The following is a 25,191-nucleotide window of genomic DNA, read 5'->3' as shown; positions in this document are numbered from 1 at the left end:
TGGTATAACAAATATAGTCTGCTGTATCATGCCTGGAGTGCATATGGAAATCACTGAACCACGACGTTTGTACCAACAACTTGCTGCCGATCTAAAAGAACGCATCGAGCAAGGCGTCTATCTGGTGGGCGATAAACTTCCCGCCGAGCGCTTTATTGCCGATGAAAAGAATGTCAGCCGTACCGTGGTTCGTGAAGCGATTATCATGCTCGAGGTTGAAGGCTACGTTGAGGTGCGTAAAGGATCAGGTATCCACGTCATCTCTAACCAACCCAAACATTATGTTGCTCCCGACGAAGGTCTGGAATTCGCCAGCTACGGTCCTTTTGAATTGCTGCAAGCGCGTCAGCTCATTGAGAGCAACATCGCCGAGTTTGCCGCCACCCAGGTGACCAAGCAGGACATCATGAAACTGATGGAAATCCAGGAGAAGTCGCGCAACGAAAAAAGCTTTCGTGACTCCGAATGGGACCTGCAGTTCCATGTTCAGGTCGCGCTAGCGACGCAAAACTCAGCTCTGGCCGCCATTGTTGAAAAAATGTGGACTCAGCGCGTTCACAACCCCTACTGGAAGAAATTGCACGATCACATTGATCTGCGCACGGTAGACAACTGGTGTGATGACCATGACCAGATCCTGCGAGCATTAATTCGCAAAGATCCACATGCAGCCAAACTGGCGATGTGGCAGCACCTTGAGAACACGAAACAGATGCTGTTTAACGAAACCAGCGATGATTTCGAGTTCAACGCGGATCGTTACCTTTTCACGGAAAATCCGGTCGTTCATCTGGATACTGCTGCAAACAGCACAAAATAAACGTTCAGACTTTCACAGGCGCGATAACAGCGCCTGTTTCTGACACACGGTAAGCATTAGGTATAAAGTGTCAGCCTGTGTAAATCCTCTCGCCTCACTCCATTGCGATCAGCAAAATCAGAGTTCAACCACCGTAATTTCTATAACGGACAACGTTGACCTTTGTTACAATTAGATGCTATTTGAATTTTTGTGTTTGAGAGCTTGCTTACTTCACAACTTTACAGGGAATAGTTCAGGCCGTGAATTTGTGTCAGACCGCGATCCATGTAAAAAACACCAATAAAATTGCGGCGTTACAAACTCCAGAAAACCGGCATGACGACAACCGATTCTCCAGGAATATTGAATGGAACTACTGACTCAATTATTGAATGCTTTATGGGCTCAGGATTTTGAAACTCTGGCCAATCCTTCCATGATTGGTATGCTGTATTTTGTACTGTTTACAATTTTGTTCCTGGAAAATGGGTTGCTACCCGCGGCCTTTTTACCTGGTGACAGTTTACTGGTACTGGTCGGCGTTCTTATTGCCAAAGGCGCAATGGGTTTTCCGCAAACCGTACTGCTGCTCACCACCGCAGCCAGCCTCGGTTGTTGGCTCAGCTATATTCAGGGCCGATGGTTGGGTAATACCCGCACCGTGCAAAACTGGCTTTCACATCTTCCTGCTCATTATCACCAACGCGCGCATCATCTTTTCCACAAGCATGGCTTATCCGCACTGTTGGTCGGTCGCTTTATTGCGTTCGTCAGAACATTACTACCGACCATTGCCGGACTGTCAGGGCTGAATAATGCGCGTTTTCAGTTCTTCAACTGGATGAGCGGGCTATTGTGGGTACTGATTCTGACCACGCTGGGCTATCTACTGGGCAAAACACCTGTTTTTCTCAAGTATGAAGATCAGCTCATGTCCTGCCTGATGCTGCTTCCTGTCGTATTACTGGTGGTTGGCCTGGCCGGTTCACTGGTTGTACTCTGGAAAAAGAAATACGGGAACCGAGGGTAAATTATGCTGAAATCACGCATAACGCTCCGACGACTGGCCTGGACCACCTCCTTTATGCTGTTTTTGAGCGCGTTAATCCTGACCTGGTCGGTCATTCGCCAGCAGGAATCGACGCTTGCCATTCGCGCCATAAACCAGGGAGCCAGCATGCCTGATGGCTTCTCTATCTGGCATCACCTGGACGCCAACGGCATTCGTTTTAAAAGTATTACTCCGCAAAATGACGCGCTGCTGATCACCTTTGATTCCAGCGCGCAGAGCGCAGCCGCAAAGGTCGTGCTGGACCGAACGTTACCGCACGGCTTCGTTATTGCTCAACAGGATGATGACAATCAGGCAGTGCAGTGGTTATCTCGTTTACGGGATACACCGCACCGCTTTGGTTAATCTCCAGGAATCTGAATTAGATCACTCACTTTGGTGATTTCACCGTTTAGTGCCTATGATTAATAAACTGAAGTTATGACCTACAGCTTTATTATTCTGGAGCATCGACCACAACACATCGGGTCGCATCACAATGGAAGGTTCAAGAATGAAATACCGCATCGCTTTGGCAATGAGTCTTTTCGCTCTCAGTGCCGGCAGCTACGCTAACTCCCTCTGTCAGGAAAAAGAACAAGACATTCAGCGGGAAATTAGTTATGCCGAAAAACACAACAATCAGAGCCGCATCAATGGGTTAAACAAAGCACTTAGTGAAGTTCGGGCAAACTGTACTGACAGCAAACTGCGCGCGAATCACCAGAAAAAAATCGCGGAGCAGAAAAATGAGATAGCCGAACGTCAGCGTGATTTAGCCGAAGCGAAGCAAAAAGGCGATGCGGATAAAGTCGCAAAACGCGAACGTAAGCTTGCAGAGGCTCAGAAAGAGCTGAAGGAACTTGAGACCCGCGATTACTAAGTACGGTAACTACCCACTCACCTGGAGAAAACTATGTCAAAAGATAACGCTACGGAAAATCTGCGCGCTGAGCTGAAATCCCTTGCGGATACGCTCGAAGAAGTACTGAGCTCCTCTGGCGATAAGTCGAAGGAAGAGATGAGTAAAATTCGCAGCAAAGCCGAACATGCGCTGCGCGAGAGCCGCCATCGTCTGAGCGAGACCAGCGATGTGATTGCTAAGCAAACCCGTGAAGCGGCCGCCAAAGCCGATAACTATGTGCGCGAAAACCCATGGACAGGCGTTGGTATTGGCGCTGCGGTCGGTGTGGTGCTTGGTGTACTGCTGTCGCGCCGCTAACAATGGCAGACTCTCAACACGCACAAGGTCCAGGCAAAAGCATCCTGGGGACTGGACAACGGGTTCTCACGATTCTCGTTGAGATCGTAGAGACCCGATTACGGCTGGCCGTCGTTGAGCTGGAAGAGGAAAAAGCCAATCTCATCCAGATCCTGCTGATGCTTGGGCTGACCATGCTGTTCGCGGCGTTTGGCCTGATGAGCCTGATGGTGCTTATCATCTGGGCCATCGACCCTCAATATCGCCTGAACGCCATGATTGCCACAACCGTTGTGCTGTTGCTTTTGGCGCTCGTTGGCGGGATATGGACATTACGTAAAGCCCGTAAATCGACGCTGTTACGCCATACACGCCACGAACTCGCTAACGACAGGCAGGCCCTGGAGGATGATTTCTAATGAGCAGTAAAGTCGAGCGCCAAAAACGTAAGGCACAACTGCTTGGACAGATCCAGCAGCAACGGCTGGATCTGTCTGCCACTCGTCGCGACTGGCTGGAGGCCACCGAAGTCTACGATCGTGGTTGGAAGACGCTGTTGAACCTGCGCGGCTGGGTGCTGGTCGGCAGCAGTATTATGGCGGTTCGCACCATCCGTAATCCGAACCTACTGGTACGCTGGGCCAAACGTGGCTTTAGCGCCTGGAGCATCTGGCGTCTGGTAAAATCGACCATCAGACAACAGCAGCTGCGCGGCTGATCCCCTCTCCTTCCACCTAACCTCAAATTTTTTGAAAATTTCTGACAGTTTTCCTTGCTAACAATTGTCATTCTGTACGTCTATGATTCTCTCCATCGACAGCAACGACGCGTTCTGCAGCGTTGATGCACAAAAAACAAAACAATCCGCCTGAGTGGTTTCCTGGAGAGTATGATGAAAAAATTAGAAGATGTTGGTGTACTGGTAGCGCGCATTCTGATGCCAATCCTGTTTATTACTGCAGGTTGGGGAAAGATCACCGGATATGCGGGTACCCAACAGTACATGGAAGCCATGGGCGTCCCTGGTTTTATGTTGCCGCTGGTTATTCTGCTTGAGTTCGGCGGAGGTCTGGCAATCCTGTTTGGTTTCCTGACCCGTACTACCGCGCTGTTCACCGCAGGCTTCACGTTGCTGACGGCGTTCCTCTTCCACAGCAACTTTGCGGAAGGGATGAACTCTCTGATGTTCATGAAAAACCTGACCATCGCAGGCGGTTTCCTGCTGCTGGCTATCACCGGTCCGGGCGCATTCAGTATTGACCGTGTACTGAATAAAAAGTGGTAAGCGAGCTATACTAAACGCATTAAAAAGCGAGGAGACATCTCCTCGTTTTTGCTATCTGAGGAGGCGAAAATTATGGGACAACTCATTGACGGCGTCTGGCATGACACCTGGTACGACACCAAATCAACCGGGGGAAAATTTCAACGCTCGGCATCGGCATTCCGTAACTGGCTCACCGCGGATGGCGCACCGGGTCCTACGGGTGAAGGTGGCTTCGCCGCCGAAAAAGACCGCTATCATCTCTACGTTTCTCTGGCTTGTCCGTGGGCGCATCGCACGCTGATTTTGCGTAAACTCAAAGGGCTGGAACCGTTTATTTCCGTTTCCGTAGTGAATCCGCTGATGCTGGAAAACGGCTGGACGTTTGACGATACCTTCCCGGCAGCAACCGGCGATACCCTGTATCAGCACGAGTTTCTTTATCAACTCTACTTACATGCCGATCCACACTACAGCGGTCGGGTGACCGTTCCAGTGTTGTGGGACAAAAAGAATCACACCATCGTCAGTAACGAATCTGCAGAAATCATCCGCATGTTTAACACTGCGTTTGATGCGCTGGGTGCGAAAGCCGGAGATTACTATCCACCAGCTCTGCAAAGCAAAATCGATGAGCTGAATGGCTGGATCTATGACAACGTCAATAACGGCGTATATAAAGCCGGATTTGCTACCAGCCAGGAAGCTTACGACGACGCCGTAGAAAAAGTCTTTCAATCGTTGGCGCGGCTGGAGCAGATCCTGGGTCAACATCGCTACCTGACCGGTGACCAGCTAACCGAGGCCGATATTCGCCTGTGGACCACGTTGGTACGTTTTGATCCTGTGTATGTCACCCACTTCAAATGCGACAAACACCGCATCAGTGACTACCTGAATTTGTACGGTTTTCTGCGCGATATCTACCAGATGCCAGGCATTGCGGAGACCGTCAATTTCGATCACATCCGCAATCACTACTTCCGTAGCCACAAAACGATCAACCCGACCGGTATTATTTCAATCGGCCCGTGGCAGGACCTCAGCGAACCTCATGGACGTGACAGCCGTTTTGCCTGATTTACACAGGCCTCCGTTTGGGGCCAAATAATTAATACTACAAACATTTACCAGCATTATATTCGCAGCTATTCTTATTTTGATTGCTTTAAAAACAAGTAATTGAATGCAGAACGAGGCAAAAATGGATTGGTATTTAAACGTATTAAAGAACTACTTTGGGTTTGGTGGCCGCGCGCGTCGTAAAGAATACTGGATGTTTGTGCTGGTCAACATCATCTTCACGTTCGTGCTGGGCATTCTGGACAGAATGCTTGGCTGGGAACGCGCCGGAGGAGAAGGCATATTAACGACGATTTATGGGGTTCTGGTCTTTATTCCATGGTGGGCGGTACAGTTCCGGCGTTTACATGACACCGACCGTTCAGCCTGGTGGCTACTGGTGTTGCTGATCCCGATCGTCGGCTGGTTGGTCATCATTATTTTCAACTGTCAAAACGGCACGACGGGGAGCAACCGCTTCGGCGCTGACCCCAAACAGTTATCCTGAATTTAAATACGCCCCTTCCGTTGAAGGGGCGTATTTCTTATTTACCCGCAAACAGCTTGGGGATTTCCCGCAGACACCAGGATTTCGCCTCACCCATGCTGTCCCGACGCCAGGCCATAATAATATCAATTTCGCTTGTCGATTCCGGGCTTACTACCCGCAGCCGACCAGCGGCAATATCCTCTTCCACCAGTGGATACGGCATCGTCGCCACGCCCAGGCCAGCCAACAGCGCCTGGCGTTTATCTTCAATCGTACTCACCGTCAGACGCGGCTGTTTATCCAGCAGTTGAACCGTGAGTACCGGGCGTTCACGGGCGGTGTCCGCCACTGCGATCCCGCGGTATTTCACGCGGGTGACTTCCGATAACGGTTCCGGCTCCTGATGAATGGGATGATCCGGAGCCGCCACATAGACGTTCATCAGTGAGTACAGCTTACGCGAGTTGATTTCTGAGGATGAGCGAAAATGCATATCCGGCGCAATCACGATATCCGCCCGCCCCTGCTCAAGACGCTCCCACGCCCCGGCCAGAACTTCGGTAATGACGGAAAGCTGGGTATTGGCCTTCCCGGCAAGTCGGTCGATCAGTGGGAAAAACGCCGCCGTCGGTACCAGCGCTTCGGTAACGATGGTCAGATGCGTTTCCCAACCGCGAGCCAGCGCTTCGGCATCGGTAGTCAGCTTATCCGCAGCTTCCAGCAGTACGCGCCCACGCTCCAGCAGCATACGCCCGACGTTAGTGAATTTTGTACGGTGGCCTGAACGGTCAAACAGCACTACGTCCAGCTCTTCCTCCAGCTTCTGCATGGTATAGCTAAGTGCGGAAGGCACGCGCCCCAGTTCGTCCGCTGCGGCGGCAAAGCTGCCGCGCCTGTCTATTGCGTCCATGACGCGTAACGCTTCAAGCGTTAAAGCCCTTTCTTTAGCCATCTCGTTCTCATTCAGGAAATTTGAACATACCGGGCAGAATATCTGGCTAACAATGCAGCGTCTAGCCATTTAACATAAAAGGAAGTAAAGAGAGGTCAAGAACTATGATTACTACCCGTACAGCCAAACAATGCGGGCAAGCAGACTACGGCTGGCTGCAGGCCCGTTATACCTTCTCCTTTGGACACTATTTTGATCCTAAACTGCTGGGTTATGCCTCGCTGCGTGTTCTGAACCAGGAAGTTCTGGCACCGGGGGCCTCTTTCCAGCCACGTACCTATCCAAAGGTTGATATCGTCAATCTGATCCTCGAAGGGGAAGCAGAGTATCGCGACAGCGAAGGTAACCATATTCAGGCCAAAGCCGGAGAGGTGTTACTGCTCGCTACGCAACCAGGGATCAGCTACAGCGAGCACAATATCCGCAAAGATAAGCCCCTGACCAGAATGCAGCTCTGGCTGGACGCCTGCCCGCAGCGCGAAAACGCCTGCGTACAGAAAGCGACGCTGAGCGCAGGTAAGCATCAGCTGCTGGCCTCACCGGACGGTGAACAAGGCAGTCTGCATCTGCGCCAACAGGTATGGGTGCACCACGTTGAACTGCAGCAAGGTGAATCGCTGAGTTTTCAGTTACATGGGCCACGCGCTTATTTACAGTCGATTCACGGCAGATTCCATGCGGTGACGGCTGGCGCCGAAAAAGAAGCGCTCACCTGCGGCGATGGGGCATTTATTCGTGACGAAACTAACATAACGTTAGTCGCCGATACCCCGTTGCGCGCTTTGCTGATAGATTTGCCCGTATAGTCAGAGAAAACAACGGAGTACGACTGTTGAGTAAGAAGTTATCAAAAAAACGCCAGCCGCAGGCTGTGCCGGAAAAACGGGAGACAGTTCCCTTCGGCTATGAAGAAATGCTGACAGAGCTGGAAGCAATTGTGGCCGATGCTGAGCTACGGCTGGAAGATGAAGAAGCCGCCTGAAAAGGCGGCTTAGACTTATGCCGGGTGACGGCTGCGCCTTACCCGGCCTACAAGACAGAGTATGTTGTAGGCCTGATAAGCACAGCGCCATCAGGCACCGGGTTTACCATCGTTCCTGCTTAATGTGTCTTACTGGCCATGATCTCAATGATCTGCTTGTCGGTTTCCTGCATCGAACGACACGCCAGCGCACACAGGTTAGTGATAGATTGCTCCACGTTGTGCGCCACAATCCCTTCGTTGCCGGTTACAGCGGTATCATCCAGCGCCATCAGCACCGCTTTCCACGCCGCAGATGCGCTGGTTGAAACTTTCATCGCGCAGCTGTTTGAAGCGCCATCGCAAATCATTCCGCTCACGTCGCCAATCATGCTGCTGATCGCCATCGCGATAGTGTTATAACGACCATCCACGATCCATGCCATCCCCGCCGCCGCGCCCATTGCTGCCGTGGTTGCCGCGCACAGCGCAGACAAACGCGGAAGCTGATGATGGATGTAAATAGCACTCAGGTGAGACAGCATTAGCGCACGGGCCAGTTTCTCTTCATCAGCCCCAAAGTGCTCAGCCACCACCATCACTGGGACGGTGGCGGTAATCCCCTGATTGCCGGAGCCGGAGTTGCTCATGGCTGGCAACGTCGCCCCGCCCATTCGCGCATCCGATGCCGCGCTGGTACGAATAAGAATGGCGGTTGAGAGATCGTTAGCCAGCAGACCACGTGCGCACTGCTTCTCCAGCGTAGTTCCGATGTGCAAGCCCCAGTTGCCACGCAGTCCTTCCTGAGACAGCGCACCATTCAGTTTGGCCGCATCGAGAATAAAGCGGATTGACTCAAACGGCACAGCATTCACAAATGCCACAATCTCTTCCAGCGACGTGTGGGATAGCACTGCCAGCGGGGATTCCTGCTCATCAGCCTGAACCTGCTCAGGCTTAGTAAACACCACGCCGTTATTGGTCTCGATGTGCACAATGTTGGTATGACCGCCGACAATCGTCACGCACGCCCATCCTTTAGCGCCGTACACCTTCGCACGAGAGAAGAGAATATCCTCGCAAGGCTCCTGCAGCATTACCGCCACCTTCCCGGCGGTCAGCATCGCTTTGGCATCCGCAATCGCTTGTGGTGACGCATCTTTCAGTACCTCTAAACCGGCACGGGCATTTCCCCCCAGCGCACCCAGCGCCGCCGCGACAGGCAACCCGACCATTCCGGTACCCGGCACGGTAACGCCCATGCCGTTTTTCATCAGGTTCGGTGAGACCCACGCATCAATACGTTCTACCGCGCCGTCCAGCTCGGAGGATGCGACCGCTGCCGCCAGAGCCAGAGAGATAGGTTCCGTACAACCCAGCGCAGGCTTAACTTCTTCCTGCACCGCGCGGATAAAACTATCCCATAATGGATTCAATGTAGTCTCAAACATAACAACAACCCTTGCTCAGATAACTCAGGAAAATGCCAGGAACGGAGAAACGCACAACAACAGGCCGGTGACGATAATCAGGTACAGAGAGGCGCCTTTGTATTTGTGCAGTGCAGGAACTTTGTAGACCAGCCAGGCCGGGATCAAGCAGCCCACCATGCCGAAGATTGGGCTACAAATAGAGGTGAAGCTCAGTACCGGCGCATTGAGCACAATTGCACTCCAGGCCAGTAAGATAGCGAAGACCATAATGCCGCGTTGAACCAGAGTTTCGTTGATTTTCTCGGCTGGCATTTTGCGGCGCAGCACGTTCATTACGATCCCCTGAGTGGCTTCACGAAAGCCTAAGTAAACACCGAAGAAGGCGGTCATCACGGCGAAAATGTTCAGAATAACGCTGACGATTTTCACCCAACCTGCACCATCACCACTGATAAACTGCGCGGCGATCGCCAGAGCGGAAATGTTCTGCTCATAGGCTTTAACCGCTTCGTCATGCCCCATCGCCAGCGTGAAGGAAACGGCGTAGAAAAAGACGGTGACAAACAGAATACCGAACGCGATGTTCATAGCACGCAGAGCTTTATGGCGTGCCACCTCAATCGATTTCTCACGAGAGCGGTACGAAATAACCATCGGGCTTAGCGTCTGAATAAACAGAATTGAAGTCAGGGTAAACGGCAGCGTGATAATTGCGTTTTTGATCAGCAGCGCCATCGGCGGCAGTGAGCCCGCGTTATACAAATGCCACATTCCCACCATCGATACACCAAGCGCTGCCACCACCAGCAGCTTGGTCAGTACCATGCCGGTGGAGATCTTAAACAGCAGTTTTTCCCCGCGTGACGAGATAGCCACCAGGATGCAAATCAGCACCAGGCCGTAGAACGGGCTGTCGGATAGTAAGCCTTCAGTAACGCCAAATGTGTGCAGATAAGAGGCGCTGTCGTTGGTGATGGCGGTGGAATAGACGAACATCCAGATAACCAGCATCACAAAATATAATGCGCCTAACAGGATGCCCCAGTTTTTACCCAAATAGCCGCTGATTACGCTTGGGTAATCTTTACATTCCGGGGATTCCGCCAGCGTGTTGATAAACAGGCGCTGGAATAAATACATCGCAGGATAGCCGATAATGGAGGAGAGCAAGAAAACCCACAGCCCCATCAGACCCACCTGGACGGGAAGGAAAACAATCCCCGCACCAATCGCCATCCCAATACTCATAATGACCCAGCCGGTGTCCGTGCTGTCGAACTTAATAGCTTCCCGCCATTCGCTTTCGGTCATTCCCGCCCGACGCGCAGGCGCTGATGCGTCGAGTATTACGCTACTATTCGTTGCCGTTTCCATAATTTCCCGCTTAATGTGTAGGTAGAGGTTTTTTTTATTTTATCGCACTGCTTCAAGGCGATACGCAGTACATGAGATGCAGGCAAGCTATTAGAATGGAGAAATCATACGCGCAGGGTTAGAGAAAAACTTCACAAACAAACCCCTGTAATTGCTGATAGTTAAGAAATATTTTCTCTTAAACCTTGATAAGATGTTATTCCTTTCTATTTTTGAAGCAGATCACAACAAAAAAGGCGTACTAAAGTACGCCTTTTGGGTTCTGTCGGATTGAGTCACTCTTTGCCGGATAGCGGCGCTTGCGCCTTATCCGGCCTACAAAAGCGTGCAAACTGTAATCACGACCATTAACCTCAGGTACAAACCACTTTAATTGCCAGGCCTCCACGTGAGGTTTCACGGTATTTGTCGTTCATGTCTTTGCCCGTCTCGTACATGGTCTCGATCACTTTATCGAGTGACACGCGTGGCTCGGACGTCCGTCGTAACGCCATGCGCGCGGCGTTGACGGCTTTTACCGCGTTGATCGCATTGCGCTCAATACACGGTATTTGTACCTGCCCGGCGACCGGATCGCAGGTCAGTCCCAGGTTATGCTCCATGGCGATTTCCGCCGCAATACACACCTGAGACGGGCTACCGCCAAGCAACTCGGTCAGCCCGGCAGCCGCCATTGAACAAGCAACGCCAATCTCACCCTGACAGCCCACTTCGGCACCCGAAATCGAGGCGTTCATCTTATACAGCGCGCCTATCGCCCCCGCGGCCAGTAAGTAGCGGGCAATGGAATTTGCATTCACCGGGCGGCGGAACTTGTCGTAATAGGCCAGGACAGCAGGGATAATCCCACATGCTCCGTTGGTCGGTGCCGTCACAACCCGGCATCCGGCGGCGTTTTCTTCGCTCACGGCCAGCGCGAACATGTTGATCCAGTCAATGACGTTCATTGGGTCGCTGGACAGGTTGTCGCTGGAGACCAGCAGTCGACGCAATGCCACGGCGCGACGCGGTACATTAAGCGGGCCCGGCAGGACGCCTTCGGTGTTCATGCCGCGCTCAATCCCGGCATGCATGACGTCCCAAATGGCAGCAAAGCCAGCATCGATTTCTTCTTTGCTGCGCATCGCCAGCTCGTTTTGCATCATCAGACCGGAAACAGACAGCCCGTTGCGCTCACACAGTTTCAGCAGTTCGCTGGCGGAATGAAAATTGTAGGGCACGTGTGCTTCAACATCATGCGCCTGACCAAATTGCTCCTCTTCAACGATAAAACCACCGCCGACGGAGTAATAGGTTTTGCTTAACAGCGTCTCGGTGCCGTTCCACGCGGTGATGCGCATACCATTTTCATGGCGCGGCAGCGTTTCGGTATGGAAGAGAATATTTTCATCTGGAGAGAAATCGACAACATGTGTGCCCTCTGCCACCGGTAAACGTCCGGTACGGGCCACTTCCTGCGTAAAACCAGCGATTGAATCTATATTAACGTTTTGTGGGCTGTTACCAGCCAGCCCCATCATGATAGCGACATCTGTCGCATGACCTTTTCCGGTCAGGGAGAGCGATCCATAAAGATCGACCACAATATGTGTAGCCCTGGGGAGTTCCCCGCTGCTGACCAACAGATCGATAAAGCTTTTACCTGCATTCATGGGCCCCACGGTATGGGAGCTGGAAGGTCCAATGCCAATCTTAAAAATATCGAATGCGCTAATCATATCCACACCCTCGGATTGCCGTTCAGTGAAGACCAGGTTTCACACTCATTAAAGGATCGGGGCGATCCGCAGATCGCCCCGCAAGGGATTACACCGTGTCGCCACGTACAGCGATGGCTTCAATTTCCAGCTTTACATCCTTCGGTAAGCGGGCGACCTGCACGCAACTGCGCGTGGGGTAGATAGCCTTGTGCTCATCAAAGAACTGCTGGTACACCTGGTTAATGGTGGCGAAGTCATTCAGATCGGCAACGAAAACGGTGGTTTTCACGATGTCGCTCACTTTCAAACCGGCGGACTCGACAATCGCTTTCACGTTTTCCAGGCTTTGACGCGCCTGATCGATCACGTTTTCTGCCACTTCACCGGTCTGTGGGCACACCGGTATTTGGCCCGATGTGAACACTATGCTGCCCAGATCCACACCCTGTACGTAAGGGCCAATGGCCCCTGGCGCACATTCAGTTGCAATAACTTTTCTCATAGCCCCTCCGGCGTTAAAGCGCCTGGGTGAAAGTACGGGAAATTACATCCTGCTGCTGTTCACGGGTCAGCGCGTTGAAGCGCACCGCATAACCAGACACGCGGATCGTCAGGTTTGGATAGTTTTCCGGGTGCTCAATGGCATCCATCAACATTTCACGGTTCATGACGTTAACGTTCAGATGCTGCCCACCTTCCACATGCGCTTCATGATGGAAGTAACCGTCCAGCAGACCGACCAGGTTGGTTTTACGCACCCCGTCCTCTTTGCCCAGCGCAGCCGGCACAATGGAGAAGGTGTACGAGATACCATCTTTGGCATAGGTGAACGGCAGTTTGGCCACCGAGGTTAACGACGCAACCGCACCTTTGCGATCGCGACCATGCATCGGGTTAGCCCCTGGCGCGAATGGCGTGCCTGCGCGGCGTCCGTCCGGCGTGTTACCGGTTTTCTGTCCATACACCACGTTGGAGGTGATGGTCAGAATGGACTGCGTCGGCACCGCGTTACGGTAGGTTGGCAACACCTTAATTTTCTTCATAAAGCGTTCGACCAGGTCGCAGGCAATGCTGTCCACGCGCTCGTCGTTGTTGCCGTATTGCGGATAGTCGCCTTCGACTTCGAAATCAATTGCCAGGCCGTTTTCATCGCGAATCGGTTTCACGTGGGCGTATTTGATAGCCGACAGAGAATCCGCCGCTACGGACAGACCCGCCATACCGCAGGCCATCGTGCGATAAACATCACGATCGTGCAGCGCCATCAGCGATGCTTCGTAGCTATACTTGTCGTGCATGTAGTGGATGATGTTCAGTGCGCTGATGTACTGCACGGCCAGCCAGTCCATAAAGTGGTCCAGGCTCTCCATCACCGTGTCGTAGTCCAGCACGTCATCCATCAGTGGTGCCGTTTTCGGCCCGACCTGGATTTTCAGCTTCTCATCCATGCCGCCGTTGATTGCGTACAGTAACGTTTTAGCGAGGTTGGCGCGCGCCCCGAAGAACTGCATTTGCTTGCCGATAACCATCGGGCTGACGCAACAGGCAATGGCATAGTCATCGCTGTCAAAGTCTGCACGCATCAGGTCGTCGTTTTCATACTGTAAAGATGACGTGACGATAGATACCTGGGCGGCATATTTTTTGAAAGCAATCGGTAGCTGCTCAGACCACAACACCGTCAGGTTCGGTTCAGGTGCCGGGCCCATGGTGTGCAGCGTATGCAGATAGCGGAACGAGTTTTTCGTCACCAGCGTGCGGCCATCCAGCCCCATACCGCCGATAACTTCGGTCGCCCAAATAGGGTCTCCTGAGAACAGAGTGTCGAATTCCGGGGTACGCAGGAAGCGCACCATGCGGATCTTCATAATGAAGTGGTCGATCAGCTCCTGCGCCTGCTGCTCGTCTAAAATTCCCGCTTTGAAATCGCGCTCAATGTAGATGTCGAGGAACGATGCGGTACGACCCAGCGACATCGCGCCGCCGTTCTGAGATTTCACCGCAGCCAGATAAGCAAAGTACACCCACTGCACCGCTTCCTGCGCATTACGTGCCGGGCGGGAGATATCGCAGCCATACTTCGCCGCCATTTCCTGCATTTGCAGCAAGGCGCGACGATGTTCAGACAGCTCTTCACGCAGGCGAATCGTGGCTTCAAGATTCTGCCCCCACTCCAGGTTCGACTGAAGATCGGCAAACTGCAGTTCACGCTCGCGCACCAGGTAGCGGATACCGTACAGCGCCACGCGGCGATAGTCACCGATGATACGGCCACGGCCATAGCCGTCCGGCAGACCAGTCAGCACGCCGGATTTACGGCAGCGCAGCATATCCGGAGAGTAGGCGTCGAATACACCCTGGTTATGGGTTTTACGCAGCTCAGTAAACTGGTATTCAAAATCAGCATCCATCTCACGACCATAAGCATCAAAAGAGCTTTTGATCATGTTGATGCCGCCAAACGGATGTAGCGCACGCTTGAGCGGCTTATCCGTTTGCAGACCGACGATTTTTTCCAGTTCTTGTTCAATATAACCCGCATCATGTGCGGTAATTGTGGTAGCAATATTGGTATCAAAATCAACCGGCGCATGCGTCGAGTTTTCGATACGGATGCCCGCCATGACTTTTTCCCACAATGCCGTGGTCGCAGGCGTTGCTTCGGCGAGGAAAGATTCATCCCCTTCATAAGGCGTATAGTTGTGCTGAATAAAATCACGGACATTAATTTCTTCTTTCCAGTCCGTACCTTTAAAGCCATTCCAGGCTTCGGCATACAGCATATCGCTGGTATCGATATTTACCTTCATGAAAAATAATCTCTCTGCTGAAAATTAATTATGCAAATTCTACTGGTGTATTAATTTTGCCTAACGCAATGGCATCACTCGCAATCATTTTCTCTTCATTTGTGGGAATAACCGCACAAATAACACGAGCATCTTTATTTGAGATAATTCTTTCGCCATGGGAATTTGGCAGACTATTCATTTCGCTGTCTATATTCACACCTAAAACAGCAAGGTGCTCAATAACCAGACGACGAATTAATACCGAGTTCTCACCTATTCCACCAGTGAAAATAATCCCATCAAGACGATGCAGCGATGCGGCATGTCCGGCGATATGACGCGCGATACGATGCACAAACGTTTTAATTGCCAGTTGTGCGCGTTCGTGTCCCTCGTGCCAGGCTTTTTCCAGCGTACGTAAGTCGGACGACAAACCGGAAATACCCAGCAGGCCAGATTCCTTATTCACTACACGTTCAAGGTCGCTTAGCGTCTGGTTGGTTTCACTGGCGATCCACGCCATCGCACCGAAGTCCACATCACCGCTGCGAGTCCCCATCATCAGGCCTTCCAGCGGCGTCATCCCCATCGAGGTATCCACGCTCAGTCCATTACGCACCGCACAGATAGACGCCCCATTCCCGAGGTGAGCCACAACAAGGCCAGAATCATCATGCGGTAGCTCAAGCAGCTCATGCGCACGTTGAGAAACATAGCGGTGCGACGTGCCGTGGAAGCCATAACGACGAACACCCAGTTCCTCAAAATATTTCCACGGTAAACCGTACATATACGCTTCAGGCGCCATTGTCTGGTGGAAGCTGGTATCAAATACCGCGACCTGCTGCCGACCTGGGAAAAGATGCTGTGCAGATTCAATCCCACTCAGGTTCGCATAATTGTGTAACGGTGCTAAAGGAGAGACCCGGCGAATATTCTCGATAACTTCATCTGTAATAATGGCTGATTCGGTAAAGATATTTCCGCCGTGGGCAATGCGGTGGCCAATTAAGGCCACGCTGTCCATTAAATTACGTTTCTCCAGTTCAACGGCAATAGCCTTTAATGCGTCTTCGTAGCTGTGGTGAGCCAGCTTAGCTGGCTCTCCTCCATTAATTGCTATGAACGCATTTTCAGAGTTAATACCGTCTGCAATTCCCGCCAGTAAAACTTCACAGTTTGCTGCATCCAGCACTGAAAATTTAATGGAGGATGAACCACAGTTAATAACCAGTACTACCGGAAACTCATTCATTTCACTACTCCGCTCATCCTGAGCTTATGGATTAAAACAGTTTGTAGACAATGTTCAGGATGGTCAGCAGACCAATCGCGGTAACAAACACGTTATCCAGACGGCCACGGTATTTCGCCAGTGACGGCGCTTTACGGATGGCATACATCGGCAGCAGGCAGAGCAGAGAGGCAATAATCGGCGCGCCCATTGCTTCAATCAGGTCCAGGATATTCGGGTTGGCGTAAGCCACAACCCAGGTGGAGCCCATGATGAAGATCATGCTGATAGTGTTCAGTTTGCCGACGGAAACTTTCGTTTTATCGCCTTTGTAACCAAACTTCAGCACCAGACCGTTCAGGCCTTCCAGCGTGCCCAGATAGTGGCCGAAGAAAGATTTGAAGATAGCGACCAGGGCGATGATAGAAGCACCGTACTCCAGAACGGTCGCGAAGGTGGACTTCGTACCGGACAGTGAAGCGAAGTGGTTCGCCAGGTAAGACAGTACCGGAATGTTTTGCGCTTTCGCATCCGCCATATTTGCCGGAGACAGCGTAAACAGGCAGCTAAAGGCGAAGAACATAACTACGGCAACCATCAGCATACTGGCGCGGGAGATGATTTTGGAACATTTCTGCTCGGTGAATTCACGACCGAAATCTTTCTCATACTCTTCACGTTTAGACACTACGAAGGAAGAAACGATCGGTGAGAAGTTAAAAGAGAACACCATGATGGAAATACCCAGCCATACGGTAACCAGGATACCGTCATGGCCAGTCAGTGCGATATTGCTGAGATCAACCTGATCGATAACCGCAGAGTTCCAGTAAGGAATCAGTGACAGAGAGATTAGCACCAGGCTGGCGATAAACGGCCATACCAGGTAGCTCATCACTTTAACCATCAGATCTTTACCGAACCAGATGACGAATGCCATCAACAGCAGCAGGAACAGTGCCACGAAGCCACGGTTTAACGCGGGCATCTGCAGCTGGTTTTCCCAGAAGGTCATAAAGGTGTTGGTAATGGTGACGCCATAAATCCACAGCAGCGGACAAATCGCAAAGAAGTAGAGGAACGTGATAACCACGCCGCCCGTTTTACCAAAGTGCTCTTCAACCGTTTCTGTGATGTTACCGGAAGGATTAGAACCGGAAAGACACAGGCGTGCCAGCGCACGGTGGCAATAGAAGGCGATGGGGTATGCTAACACCAGCATGATCAGAATGGGGATCAGTCCGCCAAAACCTGCGCGGATAGGGAAGAACAGCACCCCTGCGCCGATGGCTGTACCAAATAAACCCAGTGTCCAGGTGGTGTCCGATTTGCGCCAGGACGACTGTTTTGTCTGGCTGGATACAATGCTATCAGTAGTACTCATATCCTATCCTCAACGAAGTATATTAAGCGTCAACTAAACCAGTAATTTGAGATACACGAGAAAGGTCGATATTACCGCCAGAAATAATGCTGACTGTTTTTCTGTTCTGGATATAGCTATCTAATTTCCCGCTTAATAATGCTGCGCATGCCAGCGCGCCGGCACCTTCAGTCACAACTTTATTTCGCTGAATTAATGCCACCATGCTGTTGCGAATTTCATCTTCGCTGACCAGGACAATGTCATCCACCAACTCACGAACAATTTCATACGTTAAAGTACCCGGGCGAGAGACGTCACAACCATCCGCCAGGGTGCCGGTCGTTCGGTGCGTGGTTATTTCTCCAGCGTGGAAAGATGCCGCCATGCCGTGAACGTTTTCAGACTGCACACCAATAATTCTAATTGTTGGGTTGATAGATTTAATTGCTACGGCAACACCCGCAATCAGTCCACCACCGCCAATTGGTACAATCACGTTATCGACATCGTACAGATCTTCTAAAATTTCCAGGCCAATCGTTCCCTGGCCAGCAATCACTTTTGGATCATCGTATGGCGGAATAAAGATACGGCCTTCCGTTTCCACAATCTCGCTAACCTTCGCGATGGTGTCGTTGAAGTTGTCGCCGTGCAGCACAACTTCTGCGGAATAATCGCAGGTTGCCGCCACTTTTGACTTCGGCGCGCCTTTTGGCATCACCACTTTGCCATCGATACCGAGCATAGCGCAGGAGAGAGAAACCCCTTGCGCATGGTTACCCGCAGAGCAAGCCACCACGCCCTTCATTCTTTCTGCTTCAGTTAATGAACTGAGCTTGTTAAAAGCGCCACGGATTTTAAATGAACCGGTACGCTGCATGTTTTCAAACTTGAGGAAAATTTCCCCTTTGCAACGTTCACTAAAATAGTTAGAGCGAGGCATTCCCGTTTTATAAATTTTCCCCGCCAGTCTTTTTTTCGCTTCGAGGATATCTTCAATTGCAACTGGGAGATCGTATGTAATGTGCATTAGAACCTCTTACCTGGGTATTAAAGTAAATAGATAGCCGTGACCAACGTCTGATATAGATCGATGGCGTTAATTTTGCATTAAAACAAGTTCAACCTTTAATCAATTTCAATTAATTGCTTTCGCCTACAAGAATTATATGATGAATATTCTTTGGCTAATTCAACCAAAATAGATGCTGCTTTTTTTATTCGATAATTTTTAGACCAAACGGCGGCATAACGTGCAACCGGTAAGGCTTCTTCTACCGGGATAGTAATAAACTGGTCTGAACCAAATGGAGCGGTCATATCACAGGGAATTACTGTTAAGAAATCAGCATTGAGAACAAGATTATAAATCGTGACAACGGAGTCTGTTTTAACGATGTTTTCACTGCTGATGCCATTATTTTGTAACGTGGTGAGAAGTTCGCTGTAGTAACCCATATTCGTTTGTGGCAACACCCACTGTTCGTTTTTCAACGCGCTCAGTGTGGTGATGCCGGTGCATGTTCGGGACTTACTGGCCACCAGAATAAACTCTGACTCAAAAAGCGGCTCAACATGGAGATCCTGCAGTTTCATCTCATCACTTAGCGTACCAATGGCGAAATCCAGACGCCCATCGCGTACCGCAGGTAAGAAAGAGGAGAGCTGGGCCTCATACATGGAAACCTGCGCTTTCGGGAACACCTCTTTGAATTTTTTTATCATGCCGGACATGATGGTAAAGGCGATCAGTGAAGGGAAGCCAAACGACACATCAACGATCGCGTTGCTGGTCATGCTGTTCATCTCATCAACCATGTTTTTCATTTCGCGGGTAATGGATTCAGACCATGAAAGCATCACCTGACCTGCCTGGGTCAATGTCACACCGGTATTTTTACGTACGACTAACTCAATGCCAAAATAAGCCTCAACATCGTTAATGATTTTGCTGACAGCGGGTTGAGTTAAACCTAATTCTTTTGCAGCCGAGCCGATAGAACCACTTCTAATGACTTCCTGAAAGACCACTAAATGCTGTGTTTTAGGGAGAGTAATAGTATTCATATCGACCTGCGTTAATTACTTTGTTGACGGCAGGAAGTGTACCAAATTAAGCAATCGAGGATATGTGCGACCACTCACAAATCCCCTTCACTTACATTTTGTAAGAGTATTATTAAACAATAAAATTCTTTATAATCAATAAATTATAAAAACACGATCTCACTTTAACCTGACTTTAATCAAAAAAAGATGGGGGGATAACAGAATTTTATGGCAATAACACACCTGCTTTTCCCGCTATTTCCAAAAATCGTGAAAGGCTATATTTCAATCAATTACAGAACAATTATACGGCAAAATGATGCTTAAATTTAATAAGCAACTTATCAAATTTAATTATATTTTAATTGTAACCATGAATAAATAACGCCATGCATCACATTTTTTCGCCTTATTTGTTTGTAAAGAAACATTGCATTCATTAATATTTAAATCAAATAATACATAAAATCATCATATGCAACATTACATTAACACTGATTTTGTACGATTTACCAGCGAGTAATTTTGTGATGGCGATCGATTACGTTCATTTATTCTCGATAAAAACGTATCGCACAGCGTTTTGTGTTGGCCATCACAAAACAGGAAATATCCACCAGTACCTGTTGCCAGATAAAGAAGGTTATCTCCTTCAATAAAGGGAAGGCCACTTCTCATTGCGAGCCACCAGGTTACATCATTAATGCCATACTTAAATGCGCTGTCACTTCATGAAGGGGGATTTGCACCCAGCAATGGTTTTCTTCATCACAAAAAGTGACCTCATTGTCGCTACCGTCTATAAGCAAAATAAAACGTGCTCCCTGGCGTTGCGCGTTCTTCTGCCGGGTCGATAAGCGTAGCGTGGAGCAGTCATTGACAATGCTTAAATGCGGGAAATTACGCCTGAGCCGGCGGCCAAGCAGTATTGCCTGATCCCGTGCCCGTTCCTGGCTGGGTATGATGACAACATCGACATGCTTAGCGTAATCGCTGTTTTTTTTCGTCACGGTGAGCAACTGCATAATCGGTTCCAGCATGAAAGCGAAGCCACATGCAGAGACAGGATGCCCAATTAGCCGACTGGCGCTGTTGTCGTAACGCCCGCCCCGACATAGTAATTTATTGTGATGCAAAGAATCCGCATACCATTCGAAAAGCTGGTCGTTATAGTCATTTACGGGGAAGAGATTTTTATCGTGGGTAAAAGGGATATTCAGTGCAGTCAATGAGTCGCAAAGATGCGTAAAACGCTGACGGGATTGTAATGACAGGCATGCTTCAAGTTGCGGCGCTTTTTCTGCCAGCCGCAGCATCAAATTATCTTTATCACTCAGTAAACGCTCAGGATGTTGCTCCAGGCAAGCTAACTGCCTGGAATTAAGCAGTGATGCCAGCGGCTGATAGTATTGCTGCAAGTGACGGCGAAATTGAGTGAACTCCTCGGCATTGCCTAATGTATTGACTTTGAGTTCGACAAACGGCAACAGTTGTAGCGATTTGAAAAAATCGTACTGTAAGGAAATAAGTTCAATCTCAATGCCAATATCTGGATAGCCAAACGCTTCCACGCCCAATTGATGAAATTGGCTGATGTTCTGTTGGTTCTGACGGCGGAACATTGCCCCCTGATACCATAATCGTGTGCCAATTTGTAAATTCTGATATTGCGATAAAAGCCGTAGACATCCCATCGTTCCATCACCACGAAATAACGCCTGATGATTAAGCATTAGCTCATCACTTTCACCGGAAAAAGACCTCGTAGCGTTTTCTTTCAGCCTTTCAAGAAGCGGCATGCGGATCTCCTTGTAGCAATACTGCTGCAATAAATACTCCGCTTTTTTTTCCAGCCACTCCCAGTCCGCGGCGGGGTTCTGGTAATGCTTACGTGGACGACCACTTTTTCGTGGCCGCAGATTCCGCTGATATTTTTCTTCCAGCGACTGAGAGTAAGGTGTCGTTGCCAGTAGGCAGTTTTGCACCAGTGATGACTCAATACGCGTAATGACTGCTGGAACAATCATACCCAGGCAAAAGCGCTGGTAGGCACCTGAACGCTGCGCCGCATTTTCTCCGAGGCGCAGATACTCTTCATGGGGAGTGATCCGCACTTCAGGGGAATCAGCAAAACTATGATGAGGTGTTTCATCCACGCAATGGCATTCAACGTATTTTTTTGTCAGTAAGAAATAGGCGTTGGGTTCGACGGGGCAGCAATTGTATCGACTATCCCAAAGCGTACCATGGCGTTGGTGACGGTGGTTGAAGTAGTGGGTGTAACCTTTGGCGATATATTGCATAAAACGCCCGAGGCATTCTTTATCAGGAGCGGACAGAAATAAAAATATTTTCTTTGATGAAAGTGAATACGCATATAATCTTATCGCATAGATACTCATTGCAGCATCAATGCATTGATAAAAATACTGGTAATCTTCTTCACCTTTAAAAATAGTTTCATCATTATGCCCGCACAATTGCACGAGGTGAGGAATTCCATCGATAAATAATCGGTTTTTTCGTGGCATAGGAATAATGTTTGAATAATATTTAAGTTGGCTAAATAGTGTTTTTATTAGTACATAAGCCACGTCTGTTAATATATTAAGATTTCTAAAGAATCTTACAGGAGCTACCAAAAGACAACAAGATGCCCTTTTGATAGCCCAGTTCACTTATTTCTGGTTAAGCTCATCAAGTCGTAATGCAATATCTTGAATCGCTAGTAAATTTTGCTGGTTATTTTGTAAATCCCAAAGACGAATTTGTTGATCAGCATTAATGGTCAGAATAAAACGACAACCACTCTTAAGGGCATTTTGATGCTGTCGTTTAAGTTTGGTACCGCTACAATCAGTGAGGACACGTAAACCAGGCAAGTCTCGACGAAGCACGCAAGCCAGCACTTGCACCTGTACGCCCCCATCTTCCAGCTCGCTGGTAATCACAACGTCAGGATGGAATTGCCACTGAGGATTCAGGCCGTCATAAACAGTCTGCAGCAGAAGCAACAATCGTTCGATACCTATGGCAAACCCACAGGCGGGCAATTTCTTACCATTAAATAACTCAGCCAGGCCATCATAACGACCACCACCGCAGACTGTCCCCTGAGAACCTAAGTCATCGGTAATCCATTCAAAAACAGTGCGTGAATAGTAATCCAGCCCGCGCACCAAGCGTGGGTTAATGTGATAGGTTATATCGGCATTGTCCAGCAGAGTCCGCAACGTATTGAAATGCCGCTGTGAATCATCCGCCAAAAAATCCAGTAAACGAGGTGCGTTCTCTATCATTTCTTGCATTTCAGGGTTTTTACTATCGAGGATACGCAGAGGGTTTACGTCCAGACGCTTGATGCTGTCTTCGTCCAACAAGTCTCTATGTTGAGTGAACCAACTCACCAGTTCCCTGCGATGTGCCTGGCGTTCTTCCGGTGTCCCTAATGAGTTAATTTCCAGCCTGACGTTCTGTGATATGCCTAAATCTTCAAATAGATCGCGCACCATAAAGATCAGTTCAGCATCAACATCGGCACCGGACATTCCGAAGGCTTCGACGCCAAACTGCGTGAACTGGCGTAACCGCCCTTTTTGCGGACGCTCGTAACGAAACATCGGTCCCTGATACCACAAACGCTGTGACTTGTTGTAACACATGTTATTTTCCAGGACCGCACGCATACATCCGCTGGTTCCTTCCGGACGCAAGGTAATATGCTCACCGCTTTTATCGGTAAAGTCGTACATTTCTTTTGAGACGATATCAGTCGCTTCACCCACCGCACGTTCAAAGAGCGCAACGGGTTCCAGGAGCGGCAGACGCATTTCCTGGTATCCATAACGAAACGCCATTTGATGAAATTTACGCTCCAGCCACTGCCACATAGGTGTTTCGTCAGGCAGCACATCGCGCATACCTCGTATGGCCTGAATTTTGCTCATGACAACTCCTTGCTTAATAAAGAAAAATATTGTTCAGTCAAATTGTGCTGCGGGACACCCTTGTTCAGGCGATGGCGTCGGGCAACATAAAGAAGGTAAAGAGGGATGGTGATCATCTGTAAAATAATTCCCCATACCACGGTAGAGGCACTCTCTGTCATTAACGCCAGCGCAATAAAGCTCAACGCAACCAGACTGAGGCAGCAATAACTCCAGAAACTGGCATCTCCTCCCCGGCGATGAACAACCATCATGACCGGCAGTGATACTGCAGCAAATGCATAGGGGAGTAAGCTGGCAGAGATGGCCAATGTAATCACGCTCTGGAACTGGTTCTGCAGATTTGGCGACAATGTGAATAGCAGAAGTGCAGTCATCAGCGCTGCAGTAAAAACCAACCCACACCAGGGAACACCATGGCGGTTAGTACGGGCAAAAAAAGCAGGGAGTAAATTATCTTCCGCCGCAGCCCTGGGCACTTCCGTTTGCAGGATTTGCCAACCAGGCATCGCACCGAGGCAAGCGATAACAACCATGGCTGAAATAATCGCTCCAACCGTACTTCCCCACATTGCTTTTGCGCTGTCGGCAAAAGGAGAGGAGGAGTTCATCAGCACATCATGGGGGAGTAGCCCCATCATGACATTGGTTGAACTGGCATAACATAACCCAGCGAGCCCCAACCCTAACAAGGTGGCCAGCGGTATTGTGCGGCGTGGGTTTTTCACTTGGCTAAACGAGACAGATGCAGATTCAATACCCAGAAAACCCCATAATGAGATGGTTGCCGCGTTAATAATTGCCTGATGATCACTGACGCCACTAAGATTCCAGGCAGCCTGATAACGCGCAACGTCAAAATGTCCCCAGCCCATGACGCCGATGCTGAGGATCACCAGCACCATGCAGCTGCCCGTGAACATTTGCATATAGCCAACCCGTTTCGCTCCACGTAATCCCCAAAGAACAGAGCACCAAAGCAGCACAATGCATGCCGTCGTGCCATAAAATGGGTTGTGTAATACCGGGAAGAAGAAAGAGAGATATCCCACGCCGGCTAACAGCAGCGCGCAGTTGCCAATCCACGTTGACAACCAATAGAACAATGTCATTTGTAGGCCGATAAAGGGGCCAAAGCTGGCAGTAATACTGGCTATGATGCCGCCATTGCGCGGAAATAACTCACTCATTTTGCAGAAAATGAGTGCCAGGGCAGCAATCGCTAAAAACGCAAGTCCCCACCCCCAGACAGAGATTGAACCTATTCTCGCAAGCGTGGCAGGCAGCATAAACACACCGCTACCCATCATATTTGATGCTGTCATCATGGTCAGCGCAAGCAGGCCCATTTGGTTTGTTTTCGCGCAACATTTATCCATGCCAGTCCTCATTTAATAGATCATGGTGAGATGAACGGGACTTCCCCCGCGCATGTCCTGGGCCAAAGTTTGTCGTTACAACCCATCGGTAAAGCGGTAATCTCGTTGAAGGCTCTGTAAGAACAGAGCCTGAT

Annotated in this window: 25 protein-coding genes; 12 read left to right on the top strand and 13 right to left on the bottom strand. The window is 49.9% G+C overall.

What is annotated here, in order from left to right; all coding sequences use genetic code 11:
• Positions 1–43 precede the first annotated feature (43 nt).
• From exuR to IB196_RS02985, 10 genes are all read left to right on the top strand, one after another.
• Positions 44–820 (top strand): transcriptional regulator ExuR, encoded by a 777-nt coding sequence (gene exuR / locus IB196_RS03030; protein ID WP_005131459.1) that lies wholly within the window; start codon positions 44–46, stop codon positions 818–820.
• Between the two features lie 349 nt (positions 821–1,169).
• Positions 1,170–1,832 (top strand): DedA family general envelope maintenance protein YqjA, encoded by a 663-nt coding sequence (gene yqjA, locus IB196_RS03025; RefSeq protein ID WP_005131462.1) that lies wholly within the window; start codon positions 1,170–1,172, stop codon positions 1,830–1,832.
• Positions 1,833–1,835: 3 nt separating this feature from the next.
• Positions 1,836–2,219, top strand: a complete 384-nt coding sequence (gene mzrA, locus IB196_RS03020; protein ID WP_005131464.1) for an EnvZ/OmpR regulon moderator MzrA — start codon at positions 1,836–1,838, stop codon at positions 2,217–2,219.
• Positions 2,220–2,367: 148 nt separating this feature from the next.
• Positions 2,368–2,736 (top strand): DUF1090 domain-containing protein, encoded by a 369-nt coding sequence (locus IB196_RS03015; protein ID WP_040230539.1) that lies wholly within the window; start codon positions 2,368–2,370, stop codon positions 2,734–2,736.
• Positions 2,737–2,769: 33 nt separating this feature from the next.
• Positions 2,770–3,075 (top strand): YqjD family protein, encoded by a 306-nt coding sequence (locus IB196_RS03010; RefSeq protein ID WP_003024832.1) that lies wholly within the window; start codon positions 2,770–2,772, stop codon positions 3,073–3,075.
• A 2-nt stretch (positions 3,076–3,077) separates the two neighbouring features.
• The gene (locus IB196_RS03005; RefSeq protein WP_005131468.1) at positions 3,078–3,473 is read left to right on the top strand and encodes a phage holin family protein; all 396 of its coding nucleotides are present in this window, start codon (positions 3,078–3,080) and stop codon (positions 3,471–3,473) included.
• A complete protein-coding gene (locus tag IB196_RS03000) occupies positions 3,473–3,772 on the top strand; it encodes a YqjK-like family protein (protein ID WP_005131470.1) in 300 nt (99 codons plus the stop codon). Before IB196_RS03005 ends, IB196_RS03000 begins: the two co-directional genes overlap by 1 nt.
• A gap of 174 nt (positions 3,773–3,946) precedes the next feature.
• Positions 3,947–4,339: a DoxX family protein gene (locus IB196_RS02995; protein WP_005131473.1), complete on the top strand. Its 393-nt coding sequence runs from the start codon at positions 3,947–3,949 to the stop codon at positions 4,337–4,339.
• A 72-nt stretch (positions 4,340–4,411) separates the two neighbouring features.
• On the top strand, positions 4,412–5,398 hold the full coding sequence (gene yqjG / locus IB196_RS02990; protein ID WP_188231873.1) for a glutathionyl-hydroquinone reductase YqjG: 987 nt from the start codon (positions 4,412–4,414) through the stop codon (positions 5,396–5,398).
• Positions 5,399–5,522: 124 nt separating this feature from the next.
• Positions 5,523–5,888 carry a DUF805 domain-containing protein gene (locus tag IB196_RS02985; protein WP_005131480.1) on the top strand — a complete coding sequence of 122 codons (366 nt, stop codon included), beginning with the start codon at positions 5,523–5,525 and terminating at the stop codon, positions 5,886–5,888.
• A gap of 37 nt (positions 5,889–5,925) precedes the next feature.
• Here the strand turns inward: IB196_RS02985 and yhaJ are convergent, their stop codons facing one another.
• Positions 5,926–6,822, bottom strand: a complete 897-nt coding sequence (yhaJ, locus tag IB196_RS02980; RefSeq protein ID WP_003024855.1) for a DNA-binding transcriptional regulator YhaJ — start codon at positions 6,820–6,822, stop codon at positions 5,926–5,928.
• A gap of 104 nt (positions 6,823–6,926) precedes the next feature.
• Here yhaJ and IB196_RS02975 point away from each other — a divergent pair, with 104 nt between their 5' ends.
• Together IB196_RS02975 and IB196_RS02970 are read left to right on the top strand one after the other, a co-directional pair.
• On the top strand, positions 6,927–7,628 hold the full coding sequence (locus IB196_RS02975) for a pirin family protein (protein WP_182289787.1): 702 nt from the start codon (positions 6,927–6,929) through the stop codon (positions 7,626–7,628).
• Between the two features lie 26 nt (positions 7,629–7,654).
• Positions 7,655–7,804: a hypothetical protein gene (locus IB196_RS02970; protein ID WP_005131483.1), complete on the top strand. Its 150-nt coding sequence runs from the start codon at positions 7,655–7,657 to the stop codon at positions 7,802–7,804.
• 119 nt (positions 7,805–7,923) lie between these two features.
• On the opposite strand, the gene IB196_RS02965 is transcribed toward IB196_RS02970, so the two are convergent.
• From IB196_RS02965 to IB196_RS02910, 12 genes are all read right to left on the bottom strand, one after another.
• On the bottom strand, positions 7,924–9,234 hold the full coding sequence (locus IB196_RS02965) for a serine dehydratase subunit alpha family protein (protein WP_188231872.1): 1,311 nt from the start codon (positions 9,232–9,234) through the stop codon (positions 7,924–7,926).
• Between the two features lie 24 nt (positions 9,235–9,258).
• Positions 9,259–10,590 (bottom strand): amino acid permease, encoded by a 1,332-nt coding sequence (locus tag IB196_RS02960; protein WP_040230536.1) that lies wholly within the window; start codon positions 10,588–10,590, stop codon positions 9,259–9,261.
• A gap of 353 nt (positions 10,591–10,943) precedes the next feature.
• Positions 10,944–12,308 (bottom strand): L-serine ammonia-lyase, encoded by a 1,365-nt coding sequence (tdcG, locus tag IB196_RS02955; RefSeq protein WP_005131490.1) that lies wholly within the window; start codon positions 12,306–12,308, stop codon positions 10,944–10,946.
• 88 nt (positions 12,309–12,396) lie between these two features.
• A complete protein-coding gene (locus IB196_RS02950; RefSeq protein ID WP_040230535.1) occupies positions 12,397–12,792 on the bottom strand; it encodes an enamine/imine deaminase in 396 nt (131 codons plus the stop codon).
• Positions 12,793–12,805: 13 nt separating this feature from the next.
• Entirely contained in the window at positions 12,806–15,100 is a 2,295-nt protein-coding gene (pflB, locus tag IB196_RS02945; RefSeq protein WP_188231871.1) for a formate C-acetyltransferase, read from the bottom strand.
• Between the two features lie 28 nt (positions 15,101–15,128).
• Positions 15,129–16,337, bottom strand: coding sequence for a propionate kinase (tdcD, locus tag IB196_RS02940; protein ID WP_005131695.1), 1,209 nt, complete (start codon positions 16,335–16,337; stop codon positions 15,129–15,131).
• Positions 16,338–16,368: 31 nt separating this feature from the next.
• Positions 16,369–17,700: a threonine/serine transporter TdcC gene (tdcC, locus tag IB196_RS02935; protein ID WP_005131699.1), complete on the bottom strand. Its 1,332-nt coding sequence runs from the start codon at positions 17,698–17,700 to the stop codon at positions 16,369–16,371.
• Positions 17,701–17,722: 22 nt separating this feature from the next.
• A complete protein-coding gene (gene tdcB, locus IB196_RS02930; protein WP_005131704.1) occupies positions 17,723–18,712 on the bottom strand; it encodes a bifunctional threonine ammonia-lyase/L-serine ammonia-lyase TdcB in 990 nt (329 codons plus the stop codon).
• Between the two features lie 98 nt (positions 18,713–18,810).
• Positions 18,811–19,749 (bottom strand): transcriptional regulator TdcA, encoded by a 939-nt coding sequence (gene tdcA / locus IB196_RS02925; protein WP_040230533.1) that lies wholly within the window; start codon positions 19,747–19,749, stop codon positions 18,811–18,813.
• A 674-nt stretch (positions 19,750–20,423) separates the two neighbouring features.
• A complete protein-coding gene (locus IB196_RS02920; protein WP_348936029.1) occupies positions 20,424–22,409 on the bottom strand; it encodes an ATP phosphoribosyltransferase regulatory subunit in 1,986 nt (661 codons plus the stop codon).
• Positions 22,410–23,678 (bottom strand): histidine--tRNA ligase, encoded by a 1,269-nt coding sequence (gene hisS, locus IB196_RS02915; RefSeq protein ID WP_005131715.1) that lies wholly within the window; start codon positions 23,676–23,678, stop codon positions 22,410–22,412.
• On the bottom strand, positions 23,675–25,057 hold the full coding sequence (locus IB196_RS02910; protein ID WP_223236871.1) for an amino acid permease: 1,383 nt from the start codon (positions 25,055–25,057) through the stop codon (positions 23,675–23,677). Before IB196_RS02910 ends, hisS begins: the two co-directional genes overlap by 4 nt.
• Positions 25,058–25,191: the final 134 nt, after the last annotated feature.

The sequence above is a fragment of the Citrobacter sp. C6_1 genome (genome assembly GCF_014596835.2).
Lineage (GTDB): Bacteria > Pseudomonadota > Gammaproteobacteria > Enterobacterales > Enterobacteriaceae > Citrobacter > Citrobacter pasteurii.
Note: the sequence above shows the minus strand (reverse complement) of the source record. Positions and strands in the feature narration are given on the sequence as shown.